This is a genomic window from Bacillus sp. GbtcB10 (genome assembly GCF_019091365.1).
GTDB classification, from domain to species: domain Bacteria; phylum Bacillota; class Bacilli; order Bacillales; family Bacillaceae; genus Bacillus; species Bacillus altitudinis.
Map to the genome: position 1 here is coordinate 536,129 of NZ_JAGXJP010000001.1, position 16,020 is coordinate 552,148.

General features: G+C 40.7%; 16 protein-coding genes. 12 read left to right on the forward strand and 4 right to left on the reverse strand.

Annotated elements, in window-relative coordinates:
• Positions 1 to 8: 8 nt before the first annotated feature.
• From KVT11_RS02975 to lepB, 7 genes are all read left to right on the forward strand, one after another.
• Positions 9 to 1,115: an efflux RND transporter periplasmic adaptor subunit gene (locus tag KVT11_RS02975; RefSeq protein WP_116306807.1), complete on the forward strand. Its 1,107-nt coding sequence runs from the start codon at positions 9 to 11 to the stop codon at positions 1,113 to 1,115.
• Complete coding sequence (locus KVT11_RS02980; RefSeq protein WP_017367165.1) at positions 1,112 to 1,813, forward strand: ABC transporter ATP-binding protein; 702 nt, start codon at positions 1,112 to 1,114, stop codon at positions 1,811 to 1,813. Before KVT11_RS02975 ends, KVT11_RS02980 begins: the two co-directional genes overlap by 4 nt.
• Complete coding sequence (locus KVT11_RS02985) at positions 1,800 to 2,993, forward strand: ABC transporter permease (RefSeq protein WP_035392183.1); 1,194 nt, start codon at positions 1,800 to 1,802, stop codon at positions 2,991 to 2,993. The genes KVT11_RS02980 and KVT11_RS02985 overlap by 14 nt, the downstream gene beginning before the upstream one ends.
• Before the next feature lie 335 nt (positions 2,994 to 3,328).
• Positions 3,329 to 4,084: a DeoR/GlpR family DNA-binding transcription regulator gene (locus KVT11_RS02990; RefSeq protein WP_008345143.1), complete on the forward strand. Its 756-nt coding sequence runs from the start codon at positions 3,329 to 3,331 to the stop codon at positions 4,082 to 4,084.
• Positions 4,081 to 4,992, forward strand: a complete 912-nt coding sequence (gene pfkB / locus KVT11_RS02995; RefSeq protein WP_017367166.1) for a 1-phosphofructokinase — start codon at positions 4,081 to 4,083, stop codon at positions 4,990 to 4,992. Before KVT11_RS02990 ends, pfkB begins: the two co-directional genes overlap by 4 nt.
• 13 nt (positions 4,993 to 5,005) lie before the next feature.
• Positions 5,006 to 6,898, forward strand: coding sequence for a PTS fructose transporter subunit IIABC (locus KVT11_RS03000; protein WP_008345139.1), 1,893 nt, complete (start codon positions 5,006 to 5,008; stop codon positions 6,896 to 6,898).
• A gap of 210 nt (positions 6,899 to 7,108) precedes the next feature.
• The gene (gene lepB, locus KVT11_RS03005) at positions 7,109 to 7,681 is read left to right on the forward strand and encodes a signal peptidase I (protein ID WP_034647709.1); all 573 of its coding nucleotides are present in this window, start codon (positions 7,109 to 7,111) and stop codon (positions 7,679 to 7,681) included.
• A 63-nt stretch (positions 7,682 to 7,744) separates the two neighbouring features.
• On the opposite strand, the gene KVT11_RS03010 is transcribed toward lepB, so the two are convergent.
• A complete protein-coding gene (locus tag KVT11_RS03010) occupies positions 7,745 to 8,020 on the reverse strand; it encodes a hypothetical protein (protein WP_008345136.1) in 276 nt (91 codons plus the stop codon).
• 144 nt (positions 8,021 to 8,164) lie between these two features.
• Between KVT11_RS03010 and KVT11_RS03015 the strand changes: the two genes are divergently transcribed.
• Complete coding sequence (locus tag KVT11_RS03015) at positions 8,165 to 9,784, forward strand: ABC-F family ATP-binding cassette domain-containing protein (protein WP_007498620.1); 1,620 nt, start codon at positions 8,165 to 8,167, stop codon at positions 9,782 to 9,784.
• Positions 9,785 to 9,824: 40 nt separating this feature from the next.
• Here KVT11_RS03015 and KVT11_RS03020 read toward each other — a convergent pair whose 3' ends face one another.
• The 3 genes from KVT11_RS03020 to mreBH form a co-directional block, all read right to left on the reverse strand.
• Entirely contained in the window at positions 9,825 to 11,057 is a 1,233-nt protein-coding gene (locus KVT11_RS03020; protein ID WP_008345134.1) for an aminopeptidase, read from the reverse strand.
• Between the two features lie 105 nt (positions 11,058 to 11,162).
• Positions 11,163 to 11,294, reverse strand: coding sequence for a protein YkpC (locus KVT11_RS03025; RefSeq protein ID WP_003210922.1), 132 nt, complete (start codon positions 11,292 to 11,294; stop codon positions 11,163 to 11,165).
• A gap of 74 nt (positions 11,295 to 11,368) precedes the next feature.
• Positions 11,369 to 12,376: a rod-share determining protein MreBH gene (gene mreBH, locus KVT11_RS03030; protein ID WP_017359401.1), complete on the reverse strand. Its 1,008-nt coding sequence runs from the start codon at positions 12,374 to 12,376 to the stop codon at positions 11,369 to 11,371.
• A gap of 276 nt (positions 12,377 to 12,652) precedes the next feature.
• On the opposite strand from mreBH, the gene KVT11_RS03035 reads away from it, so the two are divergent.
• From KVT11_RS03035 to KVT11_RS03050, 4 genes are all read left to right on the forward strand, one after another.
• Positions 12,653 to 12,931, forward strand: coding sequence for a transcriptional regulator AbhA (locus KVT11_RS03035; RefSeq protein WP_017359400.1), 279 nt, complete (start codon positions 12,653 to 12,655; stop codon positions 12,929 to 12,931).
• A gap of 144 nt (positions 12,932 to 13,075) precedes the next feature.
• Entirely contained in the window at positions 13,076 to 14,365 is a 1,290-nt protein-coding gene (locus KVT11_RS03040; RefSeq protein WP_041092430.1) for an ATP-binding protein, read from the forward strand.
• Positions 14,366 to 14,392: 27 nt separating this feature from the next.
• A complete protein-coding gene (locus KVT11_RS03045) occupies positions 14,393 to 15,235 on the forward strand; it encodes a gamma-glutamylcyclotransferase family protein (RefSeq protein WP_116306809.1) in 843 nt (280 codons plus the stop codon).
• A gap of 37 nt (positions 15,236 to 15,272) precedes the next feature.
• On the forward strand, positions 15,273 to 15,941 hold the full coding sequence (locus KVT11_RS03050) for a potassium channel family protein (RefSeq protein WP_008345123.1): 669 nt from the start codon (positions 15,273 to 15,275) through the stop codon (positions 15,939 to 15,941).
• Positions 15,942 to 16,020 lie beyond the last annotated feature (79 nt).

Below are 16,020 nucleotides of genomic sequence, written 5' to 3' on the forward strand. Positions count from 1 at the left end.
ATGTTTTTATGAGAAAGAAAATCATCATCGGATCCATTATCATTATTGTGATTGGTCTATTTATTGGATTTAATATTGCAAAAAACCAATCAAAGCCTGCCTCTACGGCATCATTTAAAACAGTCCAACTTGCATCAAAAGAAATAACTTCTACGGTGATGACGCCTGGAACACTTTCATTCTCGGAGGAGCAATTCATTTATACAGAAGAGGAGAAGGGAAGCCTGAATCATATCGCTGTGAAAGAAGGAGAAAAGGTGAAAGTTGGAACACCGCTCCTAACATATGAAAATAAGGAACTGGAGCTTGAAGAACAGCAGCAAGCACTTGCGGCTGAATCAAGTACACTAAAGCTTGAACAATTACAAAATAGACTCAATACATTAGATGAAAATCAGGGAAAAAAGGTGGGCTCTGATTCGAAAAACGAGCGAGATCAGCTTGAACTCGAACTCAAAGCTGCTGAATTAGAACAAAAACAAGCGGAGCTTAACCAAGAAAAAGTAAAGGCACAAATAGAAGATTTAACGATACATAGCAAAATTGAAGGAACAGTCATCTCCATCGAGCAAGATGCTGGCGCAGGGAAGCTAGAAGAGAGACAGCCGGTGATCCATATTGGCAATGAGAAAAAAATGATCGTACGAGGCTTAATCACTGAGTATGACGCTATGAAAGTCAAAAAGAAACAAAAAGTAAAGGTAACGTCTGATGTCATTCGCGGAAAGAGCTGGCAAGGAGTGGTGAAAAAAGTGGGCGCTGTGCCTGCCCAGTCAACAGCAGAAACAGCTGCAAGTGATCAAACGGTACAATATCCAGTCGAAATTGAAATAAAAGGGAAAAAACCGGATGCAAAACCAGGCTTTAAAATGATCATGGAAATTGAAACGGACAAGCGTCAAGTGCTCACAATTCCTGAAACAGCCGTGAAAAAAGAGAAAGATGGTTCATACGTTTATGTTGTTGAAAAGAATGCATTGAAGAAAGTAAGAGTGACATTAGGTGAAACGTCAGGTCATGATCTTGAAGTGACGAAAGGTTTAACAAAAGAAGATCAAATCATTGCAGAGCCATCAGATGAGATGTATGACGGAATGGAAGTGAATGCTGAATGATTCAGCTTTCAAACGTGACAAAAAGCTACGAAGTCGCTGAGGAGACATTTGATGTATTAAGTGATGTGGACCTTGTCATTGGTAAAGGCGAGTATATGTCCATTATGGGCCCGTCCGGCTCTGGAAAATCAACGTTAATGAATATCATCGGCTGTTTGGACCACCCGACCTCCGGACAGTACCATTTTCAAGGTATGGAGCTGTCGGCAGCAAAGGATCAAGAACTGGCAGTGATTCGAAATCGATCCATTGGTTTTGTTTTTCAACAATTTTATTTACTGCCTAGATTAAATGCGAGGCGAAATGTTGAACTTCCAATGATTTATGCTGGTATCAGTCAAAAGGAAAGAAAAGAACGTGCGGAAATGGCACTTGAAAAGGTTGGTTTGGCAGATCGAATGAAGCATATGCCAAACGAGTTGTCAGGGGGTCAAAAGCAAAGAGTAGCCATCGCACGTGCGATTGTCAATGAGCCGAAGCTCATCTTGGCAGATGAACCAACAGGCGCTCTTGATTCAAAAACGAGCGGCTCGATTATGGAACAGTTTACAAAGCTCAATGAGGAAGGAACAACGGTTGTGCTCGTTACTCATGAAGAAGAAATAGCTGCGTATACAAACCGGATAGTCGTTGTAAGAGATGGACGCCTCGTTCAAGATAGATTGATACAAGGAGACGCAATGAATGAAACTCTTTGAAAATATCAAAATAGCGCTGAATTCTGTCTTAGCTCATAAATTGCGGTCTATTTTAACAATGCTTGGCATTATTATTGGGGTTGGATCAGTGATTGCAGTCGTTGCCATCGGTCAAGGCGGAGAGCAAATGCTGAAAGAATCAATTTCAGGGCCAAACAATACCATTGATATGACCTATACACCCTCTGATGAGGAGTTAAATGCGAATCCTAATGCGTTATTTGAAGCCACATTTACTGAAGAAGACATTCAAAGTGTTCAAGCATTGAATGGGGTTAAACAGGTTGCCTCCTCCACTGCACAAGGCATGCAATTAAGATTCCAAGATACAACAATAGATGCAACGGTCAATGGGATTAATGAAGGCTACACGAATGTACACTCATTACATATAGCAGAAGGACAGGACTTACGTGAAATCGATTTTAGGAGCGGAAGAAGGGCAGCTGTTATTTCAGAAGGGATACAAAAAGAATTGTTTAATGGAGAGAAGGCAGTAGGCGAGTTGATTTGGATGAATGGACAGCCGGTTGAGGTGATCGGAGTTTTAGCAAAACAGGAAGGGCTGTTTTCATTTGATATGAATGAAATATATGTCCCTTTTGCAATGCTGACAACTGCATTTGGTGTGAAAGAATATGATAAGTTGTCTATTCAAGTCGCACATGCTGATCAAATGAAAGAAGTGGGAAAGAGTGCGGCTGCACGCTTAAATGAAAATCACCATACAGAAGATGCTTACGAAATGATCAATCTGGAAGAGATTGCAGCAGGCATTGGTCAAATTACGTCAGTCATGACAACAATCATTGGCTCAATTGCTGGAATCTCATTACTTGTTGGCGGCATTGGTGTCATGAATATTATGCTCGTATCTGTCACAGAAAGAACAAGAGAAATCGGAATTCGAAAGGCACTTGGGGCAACTAGGGCTCAAATACTCGTTCAGTTTTTAATTGAGTCTGTCGTCCTTACACTGATCGGTGGGTTACTTGGAATTGCGCTTGGCTTCGGAGGTGCTTCACTTGTGTCACTGTTTGCAGGGTGGCCTTCTCTTGTATCGTGGCAAATCGTATGTGGAGGCGTCCTATTTAGTATGCTCATTGGTATTATTTTTGGACTGATTCCTGCCAATAAAGCAGCGAGGCTCGATCCGATTGAATCACTTAGATATGAATAATCCTAAAGTTAACTTTCAAAGTGCTGACAAGAAGGTAGAACGAGATATATTGCCTGCTGCTCCACACCTGAAGCTTTTATGCAAAACGCATAAAGGCTTTTTTTCGTTCAATTGAATGAAATGAAAAATGATAGAAATGCTAATATCATGACTTTCTTCTCAATGTCACATATTTTTCAGTTTACAAATGGTACATATAAAGGTAAGATGACCATTGTGAAAGATTTTGATAGTTATTGAATGTATTTGATTGTTTTGTATTGATAATGTTGAAAAAAGCGATTACAATAAAGGTGCGCGCAAAATGAATACGTTTTCAAAAGGGGGTGTTTTCAATGCTCACACCAGAAAGACATCAACTCATTATCGACTATTTAGAAGAAAACGATGTCATCAAAATACAGGACTTAACGATTATGACGGATGCGTCTGAATCTACAATTAGAAGAGATTTATCAGCCCTCGAAGAAAAAGGCTTTCTTAAAAGAGTTCACGGAGGAGCTGCTAAAATATCTAGTATTCGTCTTGAACCAGATGTGTTTGAGAAATCTGCCAAAAACCTTCATGAAAAGTCATTGATTGCAGAGGCAGCTGCATCACTTTTAAAACAAGGCGATTGTATTTACTTAGATGCTGGTACGACAACACAGCAAATGATTGACTTTATCGATCCAGATCAAGATATCGTGGTGGTGACAAATGGTGTCATGCACATTGAAGCACTCATGAGAAAAGGCATTTCTTTTTACCTGATAGGCGGATCAGTGAAACATCGAACAGGAGCCATGGTGGGAGCCGCAGCTTTGACAGCTATGGAAAATTACCGTTTTGACAAAAGCTTTGTTGGGACGAACGGCATTCATCCCGAGGCAGGGTTTACAACACCTGATCCAGAAGAAGCGCTCATTAAAAAAAGAGCCATGAAGCAGGCGAAAAAAACCTACATCTTAACAGATGCCTCAAAGTTTGGCGAAATATCGTTTTCAACCTTTGCTAGTTTACAGGAAGCCACCATTATCACAAACGACGCAAAAGAGGATTCATTCGATAATTACCATGAAAAAACGGTTATAAAGGTAGTGAAAACATGATTTATACAGTTACTTTAAACCCATCAGTTGATTACATCGTACACGTGGAGGATTTTGCGGTCGGCGGTTTAAATCGTTCAACCTATGACAAAAAATATCCAGGTGGTAAAGGAATCAATGTCTCAAGGCTTTTAAAACGGCACGGTGTTGAATCAAAAGCACTTGGATTCATTGGCGGTTTTACAGGCAAATATATTCAAGACTTTTTACAAAACGAACAATTACAAACAGCCTTTCATGAGGTGTCAGAAGATACACGTATCAATGTGAAACTAAAAACAGGCGAAGAAACAGAAATCAACGGGCTCGGTCCAAGTATTACTGAAGCACAGTTCGATTCGTTTTTATCCCAATTCACTTCATTAACAGAAGGCGATGTCGTTGTATTAGCAGGTAGCATTCCTTCTTCACTGCCTCATAACACATATGAGCGCATTGCTGAGGTATGTGCGAAGCAAGGGGTAAGAATAGTACTTGATATTTCTGGAGAAGCCTTAAAAAAAGCAGCAGATCTGAAACCATTCTTAATGAAACCAAACCATCATGAGTTAGGTGAAATGTTTGAAACCAGTATTTCATCTGCAGAAGAAGCCATTCCTTATGGGAAAAAGCTGTTGGAACAAGGTGCTGAACATGTCATTGTATCTATGGCTGGAGACGGCGCTCTCTTATTCAGTAAGGAAGGGATCTTTCAATCTAATGTTCCAAAAGGCAAGCTGATCAACTCAGTTGGTGCAGGGGATTCAGTCGTTGCAGGATTCTTAGCTGGCGTTTCTAAAGGCCTTTCCATAGAAGAATCATTTAAGCTTGGCGTCACATCAGGAAGTGCTACAGCATTTTCTGAGGAACTTGGAACAAAAGAGCTTGTCGATACATTATTGCCACAAGTAAAAGTCACACGCATTTAAAGGAGGAGTCATCATGAAAATTACAGAACTACTCACGAAGCATACGATTAAGCTTCAATTAGACAGCCAGCAAAAAGAAGCCGTTATTGAAGAACTGGTCACTGTATTAGATACAGCTGGTAAATTAAATGATAAAGAAGGCTACAAAGCAGCTGTTGTTAATCGTGAAAAACAAAGCTCTACGGGAATTGGAGAAGGAATTGCGATTCCTCATGCGAAAACAGCAAGTGTGAAAGAACCTGCCATTGCATTTGGCCGTTCAACAGCTGGTGTAGACTATGAATCATTAGACGGACAGCCAAGTCATCTTGTCTTTATGATTGCAGCAACTGAAGGCGCAAACAACACGCATTTAGAAGCACTTTCTCGTTTATCCACACTTCTCATGCGTGAAGAGATCCGAAAGCAGCTTCTTGAAGCGGCTACTGAAGATGAAATCATTGAAATTATCAATACACATGATAAAGACGATGAAGAAGAAGAGGAAGTCAAAGAGGAACCGGCTGCACCGGGAAAACCTGCTAAAATTTTAGCGGTGACAGCTTGTCCAACAGGCATCGCGCATACATTTATGGCCGCAGATGCTTTGAAAGAAAAAGCAAAAGAAATGGGCGTTGACATTAAAGTTGAGACAAACGGCTCTAGTGGAATTAAACATGCCCTTACAGCAAAAGAAATTGAAGAAGCGCCAGCTATTATTGTGGCAGCTGATAAACAAGTTGAAATGGAACGCTTTAAAGGCAAACATGTCATTGAAGTACCTGTGACAGCTGGAATTCGCCGTCCGCAAGAATTGATCGAAAAAGCCATCAATCAAGATGCGCCGATTTATAAAGGTTCAGGCGGCAGTTCTTCAAAAGATGAAAATGAATCGTCAGGCAAGGGAAGAAGTGGATTCTATAAGCACTTAATGAGCGGTGTAAGCAACATGCTTCCGTTTGTTGTTGGGGGCGGTATCCTCGTTGCGATTTCATTCTTCTGGGGAATTAACTCAGCTGACCCTAAAGATCCTTCTTTCAATTCATTTGCAGCTGTATTAAAAGGGATTGGCGGAGATAATGCACTTGCCTTAATCGTTGCTGTATTAGCTGGATTTATCGCAATGAGTATTGCAGACCGTCCAGGTTTCGCACCAGGTATGGTTGGCGGATTCATGGCCTCTGCAGCAGGTGCTGGATTCTTAGGCGGATTGATTGCTGGTTTCCTTGCTGGTTACATCGTGGTGCTGCTCAAAAAAGTATTCACTTTTGTACCACAGTCGCTCGATGGTATTAAACCAGTTCTGCTCTATCCATTGTTCGGTATTTTCTTTACAGGGATTATCATGCATTACATCGTCAACACACCTGTTAAAATGGTGATGGACGGATTAACACACTGGCTTGAATCACTTGGTACTGGAAACCTTGTATTAATGGGGATTATTTTAGCTGGTATGATGGCCATTGATATGGGTGGTCCGATTAACAAAGCGGCCTACACATTTGGTCTTGCGATGATTGCTGCTGGCAACTATGCACCGCATGCTGCGATTATGGCAGGCGGAATGGTGCCGCCGCTAGGAATTGCCCTAGCGACAACAATCTTTAGAAACAAATTCTCTAAACGTGACCGCGAGGCAGGTATTACATGTTACTTCATGGGAGCTGCGTTCATTACTGAAGGGGCGATCCCGTTTGCAGCGGCAGACCCTCTGCGCGTCATTCCTTCGGCTGTGATTGGTGCAGCAGTTGCAGGTGGATTAACAGAATTCTTTAGAGTGACGCTTCCTGCACCGCACGGCGGACTATTCGTTTTCTGGGTAACAAACCATCCAGTTCTTTACATCATCAGCATCTTAATCGGTGCCATTGTTACAGCGCTACTTCTCGGAATTCTAAAAAAACCAGTCCGACAAGAAGCTTAATTTGAAAAGAAGCATCGTGAAGAGCGGTGCTTCTTTTTGTTTAATCATCAGCAAATTAGGAAAAAATATCTAATTGAATGGTTGTCTTGTGAATTTTTAAATGACATGTGATAAAGTAAAGTTATTCAATTCGCGTTTCAAGTCTTTTAGCAGAAAGTCTTAGGAGGAAGCAGTATTTTGAACGAAGAAAACAAACAAAACGAAAATGACATTCAATCTGATGGGAAACAAGCCAAAAAAGAGAAGAAAAGTTCTCTGTTTGAATGGATCAAAGCTATTTTAATTGCACTTGCCCTCGTCCTCATCATCCGTACGTTTATTTTTGAGCCGTATGTGGTGGAAGGAGAGTCAATGGAACCAACCCTTCATGATGGAGAAAAGCTGTTTGTCAACAAAACCATCAACTATCTCGGTGGAGTCAAACGTGGTGACATCGTGATTATTAATGGAAAAGACGGTCAGAAAATTCATTATGTCAAACGATTGATCGGCCTTCCAGGCGACACGATTGAAATGAAGGATGATACGCTTTACATTAATGGTAAAAAAGTAGATGAGCCTTATTTAAAAGAGAACAAGGCACATGCCAAAGAGTATGAGGTACATTTAACAGGAGATTTTGGTCCAGTGAAAGTACCGAAAAACGATTACTTTGTTATGGGTGACAACAGACTGAATTCTATGGACAGTCGAAATGGACTCGGACTCATTGAAAAGGATCGGATTGTCGGCACATCAGAATTTGTTTTCTTCCCATTTGGCGATATTCGACAAACACAATAAATACACCTTTCTCAATGCGTAAGAAAGGTGCTTGAATGGACGACCCTTCATGTAGGGTCGTTTTTAATTTGGTGTGAGCATCGTGACAATGATGACAATGGCCAAAACAGAAGCGAAAACGGACCCGGTAATCGCCAAAACAGAACGGAATAATCCAATTTTCACATTGTCTTTTCCGCGCTTTTGTAAAAAGCGTTTTGAAAAGATATGGACCAGTGTGTAAATGAGGACAAGCCCAATATAAAGGCCAAAGTCTCTTGCATTAAAGCCAGTCGCCGATAAATAAATGCCCATAAAGAAAATCAATAAACAGTATTCCATGAGTGTGAGTAATCTCAAATCGCCCGAACTCCTTCAACAAAAACATTCCCACTTATTATACCATATTGGACAAAAAGCCTTTGTTCTTAGTGAGAGACGTTTCTATCAATCGTTATTCATGTTATACTTCATATTGATGAATGAGTGATGGAGGATTAATAAATGATTGCAGTGAATAATGTTAGTTTGCGATTTGCTGATCGTAAATTATTTGAAGAAGTAAATATTAAGTTCACTCCTGGCAACTGCTACGGACTAATTGGTGCCAATGGAGCTGGTAAATCAACGTTCTTAAAGATTCTTTCTGGAGAAATTGAGGCTCAAACGGGCGATGTTCATATGAGTCCTGGTGAACGTTTAGCGATTTTAAAACAGAACCACTTTGAATACGAAGAGTTTGAAGTGTTAAAAGTCGTCATCATGGGTCACAAACGTCTATATGATGTGATGCAGGAAAAAGATGCGATTTATATGAAACCTGATTTCTCAGATGAAGACGGGATTCGTGCAGCAGAGCTTGAAGGTGAGTTTGCTGAGTTAAACGGATGGGAAGCGGAAAGTGAAGCTGCGATCCTATTAAAAGGTCTTGGCATTCCAGAGAGCCTGCAATCGAAGAAAATGTCTGAGCTTGGCGGATCTGAAAAGGTAAAAGTGCTTTTAGCACAAGCTTTATTCGGTAAACCTGACGTTCTACTTCTCGATGAGCCAACGAACCACTTGGACTTACAAGCCATTCAGTGGTTAGAAGAGTTCCTCATTAACTTTGAAAATACCGTCATCGTCGTATCGCATGATCGTCATTTCTTAAACAAAGTATGTACGCATATTGCAGACCTTGACTTTGGAAAAATTCAAGTGTATGTCGGAAACTATGATTTCTGGTATGAATCAAGCCAGCTGGCATTAAAACTCAGCCAGGATGCCAACAAGAAAAAAGAAGAACAAATTAAGCAGCTTCAAGAATTCGTTGCTCGGTTCAGTGCGAACGCATCTAAATCTAAGCAAGCGACATCAAGAAAGAAATTGCTTGATAAGATTTCGCTAGATGACATTAAACCATCTTCTCGTAAATATCCTTATGTTCATTTTGCGCCAGAGCGTGAAATCGGAAATGATGTCCTTCAAGTAGAAGGTCTATCAAAAACGATTGACGGTGTAAAAGTACTGGATAACGTCAGCTTTATTATGAATCGTGAGGATAAAATTGCGTTCTTAAGCCGTAATGAGCTTGCTGTCTCTACTTTATTTAAAATCCTTGCTGGTGAAATGGAGCCAGACAGCGGGACGTTTAAATGGGGCGTGACAACTTCTCAAGCCTTTTTCCCTAAAGACAACAGTGAATATTTTGAAGGAAGCGATTTAGATCTTGTTGATTGGCTTCGTCAATATTCTCCTAATGATCAAAGTGAAAGCTTCCTGCGTGGTTTCTTAGGCCGTATGCTTTTCTCTGGGGAAGAAGTGAAGAAAAAAGCAAGCGTCTTATCAGGTGGAGAAAAGGTTCGTTGTATGTTATCAAAAATGATGCTGTCTGGAGCGAATATTTTGCTGTTAGACGAGCCGACGAACCATTTAGACCTAGAGTCCATCACAGCGCTAAATAACGGTCTAATGAGCTTTAAAGGGGCTATGCTCTTCTCATCTCATGACCATCAGTTTGTTGAAACAGTTGCAAACCGTATTATCGAAGTGACGCCAAATGGCATCGTTGATAAACAAACAACTTATGATGAGTTTTTATCAGATCAAGAGATTCAAAAAAGACTACAAGAGCTGTATGCATAAACATAAAGAAAAGACATCCACATGTGGATGTCTTTTTTCTTTAAAAAGCCCAATTTCCATTACGGAAAATCGGTTCACGTTTACCATCTTTTGTGATCCCATCAATATTCATTTCCTTTGAACCAATCATGAAATCGACGTGTGTAATACTGCTGTTCACACCAGCTGCGTCTAGTTCCTCTCGTTTCATCTCTTTACCGCCTTCGATATTAAATGCATAACCGCTGCCGATGGCAAGGTGATTGGATGCATTTTCATCGTAAAGTGTATTGTAATAGAGGATATTTGAGTTAGAAATTGGTGAATCATCTGGTACAAGGGCAACCTCACCTAGATAATGTGAGCCTTCATCTGTTTCAACGAGAGAGGTTAAAATGTCTTCGCCCTCTTTTGCTTTCACATCTACAATACGCCCATTTTCAAAGGTTAACGTAAATTCATCGATAATGTTTCCTGCATAACTAAGTGGCTTAGTGCTAGAGACAGTCCCGTTTACACCATCTTTTTTAGGTACGGTAAAGACCTCTTCTGTTGGCATATTGGCCATGAATGATACGCCGCGTTCACTTACGCTGCCAGCACCTACCCAAATATGCTGCTCTGGAAGTTCAATCGTTAAATCTGTACCTGGTGCTTCATAGTGCAGCTTGTGGTAGTGACGTTCATTTAATACTTTTACTTTTTCATTTAGTGATTCATCATGCTTTTTCCACGCTTCAACAGGATCTGGCTGGTCAGCACGGGCGACTTTAAAGATTTGGTCCCATAATAATGCAACAGCTTCTTCATCTGCATGCTCAGGGAAAATCTTTTTCGCCCAATCTTTTGATGCAGCACCGACGACTGTCCATGCAACTTTGTCAGATTGAACGTATTGACGATATGTATGAAGTGCTGAACCTGCAGCTTTTTGCTGTGAAGCAATTTTTTTCGAGTCAATGCCACTTAGAAGATCAGGGCTTTCTGACAAGATCGTAATAAAAGCACCGCCACGTTTTGCGATGGTTTCCATCATCTGTGCTTCCCATTCTGGAAATTGCTCAAACACATCTTGTGGGGCATGTTCATATTTTAAACGGGTCAGAACACCATCACTCCAGCGGATATGTACGTTTTTCGCTCCGCGCTCATATGCGTGTTTTGCCACAAGGCGGACAAGGTCTACAGATTCAGTGAACGCAGATACGACCACTTCTTGACCACTTTGAACATTTACACCTACTTCAACGATGGTTTTTGCATATTGATCTAGTTGTTTTTCGAATGAACTCATAAAAACCCTCCTTTAGTCATGTTCATCATATCAGATTTAAGACCGAAAAGGAAAATGGGGAGCCGTCCCGAAGCAAAATAAAAAAGCCGCTTTCGTGCGGCTTTTTTAGCGGTTCAGTTGTTTCACAGGCTGTGCATTAGAAGGGGGCATATGTGAAAACGACAGGCTCATTCCTCCTAAAATAATACCGGTTAAAATGACTGTGACAACGACCCGTTTACCTAAATCAAGCAACATGTTCTTCCTCCTTCACGTTTATCCATTCATCACGATATGATCGAAATGATGAAAAAAGAAGTAGAACATGAAGATTATTTTAATGTTTTTTGCAATTTGTCGATGACTTCTAATGAACGACCCGTTCCAATTGCGACAGATTCAAGAGGATTTGCTGCGATATGAACTGGGACGACAATTTCTTGAGAGAGCCATTCTTGAATGCCGTTTAATAGTGCACCACCGCCAGTTAGAATAACGCCGCGATCTACGATATCACCACTCAGTTCTGGAGGGCTGTCTTCTAATGTAGCCCGAATCGCCTCTAAAATATGAAGAAGTGATTCACGCATAGCACCTTGAATTTCTGTTGATTCAAGTGTAATTGTTTTTGGAAGACCTGTGACAAGGTCGCGTCCACGTACTTCTAATGACTCAGGTTCGTGTTCAATGAGTCCATAACCAATTTCCATTTTTACCTGTTCAGCTGTCCGTTCACCGATCAGTAAATTGTATTTCTTTCTCACAAAAGTAATGATATCTTCATCCAGTTGATCTCCGCCAATTCGGATCGAGTGGCAAGAGACAACCCCGCCAAATGAAATGATCGCTACCTCTGTCGTTCCTCCGCCAATATCTACAACGACGTTGGCAACAGGCTCGTCCACCGGGAGATCAGCACCGATTGCAGCTGCGACGGGTTCTTCAATTAAATGCACATGCTTTGCCCCGCAATTTTTGACAGCATCGCTAATCGCGCGGCGTTCGACAGCTGTTGAACCTGAAGGTGTACAAACAACCACAGTCGGCTTTCTAAAGGTAAACCCAATATTTTTTCCTGCTTTTTTCATAATTTGTTTGAGTAAATCGGTTGTCATATCATAATCAGCGATGACACCATCTTTCATCGGACGGATCGCTACAATTTTTCCAGGTGTTTTCCCAATCATCTCTTTTGCTTCTGACCCCACTGCAAGGACAGTTTTTGTTTCCGTATCTACTGCCACAACGGATGGTTCATTGAGAATAATTCCTTTATTTTTACTGTAAACCAATATGTTAGCTGTTCCTAAATCAATTCCAATTTCGGCATTTTGAAACATGTTTTCACCCAATCTCTATTTTTGCTGTTTTAAACAATTTTACATTTAAAAGTTCAGAGGGTTGAGGTCATTTGTGGGGGTTTGTGATCACCTTGAAATGAATCTGTAAAATTCAAGTCTCATTTTGACAATCACAATAAATTTTCCCTTTGATTTTACGATTATGAAAAAAATTTTTATGTAGGAGAAACCTTTTAAGAACCTCTTACGTCTACGATATATCAATTGGTGAAAAACAGATTGATCTTGAGCTAATGAAAGAAAGAGGGAACGAAATTGAAATCTATCGGAGTTGTAAGAAAAGTAGATGAACTAGGGCGTATTGTGATGCCAATCGAATTGAGAAGAGCACTTGATATCGCTATTAAAGACAGTATGGAATTTTTTATAGATGGAGATAAAATCGTCTTGAAAAAATATCAGCCAGAGGGCGTCTGCCTGATGACTGGTGAGATTACTTCTGAGAACCACGAGTATGGAAATGGTCAAATTACATTAAGCGCTGAAGGCGCAGAACTACTGCTAAAAGAGCTTCAAGAAGCCCTTCAGCAGTAAATAAAAATAGCCTGTTCTCTCCCATTGTGCTGAGAGCAGGCTTTTTTTTCTAAAAAAGTTCCTTAAAAATGCCACATCTTCCTCAAAAAATAAGTGGAAAATGGTACAATTGACAAAGAATCTCAGGGCGGCAGGTGGAATTATTTGAACAAAACATATCAAGTACGGATCCTGTTATCCGTTCTTGCATTTATATTAATTTTGAGCTGGGATTTCTTTTATTATCTTAGCGGCTATCACATTAATTGGCCGCTCGATCTAGCCTTTACAGTCGTTGTTTTGGCCGGTATTTGGACCATCTCAGGCTACGTGGACCGGTTGAATTTGATTGTATCAGATTTAAATAAACGAGAAAAAGAAGCACACGAACTGACAGAGCGGCTGAATCGAATCACAGATAACTTGCAAGAAATCGTTTTTGAAACCAATGAAAAAGGTGAAATCATTTTTTTAAATCAAGCATGGAAACAAATGACGGGTTACGACATAGAGGAGTGTCTAGGTACGATGTACAATCAGTACTTTGATCAAGAAGAGCATGTCGTTCAGCATTTGTTGTCTGTGATCAAAGAGCATAAGGATGAGGGGCGGGTGGAGCTGCAGCTTCTCCATAAAGAAGGAAAAAAGGTATGGGGAGATGTGCATTATAAGCTTTATTTCGATGAACAGCACCAGTTTACTGGAGGTATTGGAACGGTTGCAGATATCACGAAACAAAAGCAGGCAAAGCTTGAACTTGAAAGATCAAATCAGCAACTGCAAATGCAGGCACAAAAGCTGGCTGTTGCAGGACAAATAGCTGCTGGCATTGCCCATGAAGTCAGAAATCCGCTCACCTCAGTCAATGGATTTTTGCAGCTGATGAAAACGCAATATCCTGAAAGAACCGATTATTTTGATATCATCTTTTCTGAAATTAAACGCATTGATTTTGTTTTAAGTGAACTGCTTGTCTTAGCAAAACCTCAATCGGTTCAATTTCAAGAAGTACAGCTCCATGATTTGCTAGAGCAGGTGATTACCTTATTAAAGACAAATGCCGTTCTTTCAAATATTGATCTCAAACAGCCATTTAAAAAGCAGGATGCTGGCACGATATTAGCAGACGCCAATCAAATGAAGCAGCTGTTCATTAACTTAATCAAAAATGCGATCGAGGCGATGCCTGAAGGCGGCAATATATACATATCAACAGAAAAAGTGATGAATGAATGGAAAATCACGATTCAAGATGAAGGAAAAGGAATGTCCGAAGAGGATATTCTGAAAATATATGATCCTTTCTTTTCGACTAAAAAAGAGGGTACAGGACTTGGTTTAACGATCTGTGCGACGATCTTAAAAGATCACCATGGAAGAATGGATGTAAAGAGCGAGCTCAGCAAAGGGACGGCTTTTGATATTTACTTACCTGTGTATCAAAAAAGCAGATAGTAGCAAGGTGAGAGGATGTGATGTGTGATGACGAAGGAGACAAAAACTTTATTTGTGTATGGGACACTTTTAAAGCACGAAAAGTATCACGAGACATTGATGAAAAAAAGCAGTCCATTAGCAGCATCTGCTTGGATAAAAGGGAGACTGTACGATACAGGTGAGGGTTACCCTGTGTGTGTTGTCTCGGAACAAAACACAGTATATGGAGAATTGTATGAGGTCAGTGATGAAACGCTGCATAAGATAGATGAGCTAGAGGAAGGGTATGACCAGCAGGAAATAGAGGTTATGACAGACCAGGGGCCAAGGTCAGCCGTTGCTTATACAATAGGTAAGCAGAAGGCATCGAGCCTGAAGGAGATTGAAAGCGGCTGCTGGAAGTCATATCAACTATGGGAGCGCAAACCGTCTTCCTTCTATTATTTTGCCTATGGGTCCTGTATGGATGATGCAAGGTTTAAGCTTGCGAAAGTGGAACATTATTTCAAACAAATCATCGGCGGCGGCACACTTGATCGTTTTACCACAAGGTTTACATTGGTGCGCCCTGATGGATCAAGAGCAGATATGGTAGAAGACGGCGGAGAAACAGAGGGTGTTCTATATGAAGTGCCTTTTGATGCCATTCGTTATTTGTACAAACGAGAAGGTGTAAATGAAGGGACTTATCGTCCAGCATTTGTCGATGTCACAGTAGGTGATCAAGTGTATGAGGACTGCTTAACGTTTCTCGTTTTAAAAAAGAGCGAAGAAATTGCGCCTCCTGGTCATTATCGCAGTGAAATCGAAAAAGGAGCAGACCTTTACTTAAGTGAAGCATTCCGTAAAAAAATACGGTCACATATGGATTCATTAATCAAACCGTAGTAAAATGCATGGTAAGTGATATAAAAGGAGTCTGAACATGAAAAAGGAATATGCAGTCATTGGTCTTGGACGCTTCGGCGGAAGTATCTGCAAGGCGCTAAGCGAAGAAGGACTTGAAGTCATGGCCATGGATATGAATGAAGATCGTGTGAACGAATATGCTAAAATTGCATCACATGCCGTGATTGGTGATTCGACGGACGAATCTGTCCTAAAAAACCTAGGCATTCGCAATTTTGATCATGTGATCGTGGCGATAGGTGAAAATATTCAGGCGAGTATTTTAACAACGATTATGCTGAAAGAACTTGGTGTCAAAATGGTCACAGTGAAAGCTCAAAATGACTACCATGAAAAGGTTTTGAATAAAATTGGTGCGGACCGTATTGTCCATCCTGAACGAGACATGGGCAGACGGATTGCACATAAAATTATTTCTAACAACGTGCTTGATTATTTAGAGCTGTCAGATGAGTACAGCCTTATTGAAATCGTCGCCAACAGCAGACTTGCTGGGCACTCTTTGTTAGATCTCGACATTCGTGCAAGGTACGGGATCAATATCGTGGCAATTAAGCGCGGGAAAGAAGTGATCGTTTCACCGCTCGCAGATGAAATGATTCAAAAAGAAGATATCCTCATTGTCATTGGGGCAGTGGCAGATATCGGGCGCTTTGAAAAACGGGAAATGCAGAACGACTATTAAACACTCCGAGAAGGGGTGTTTTTTGCTTTAGAAGTGTACATATGGGGCGGACATTGTGGGAGGAACAAAGTGGAAAAGA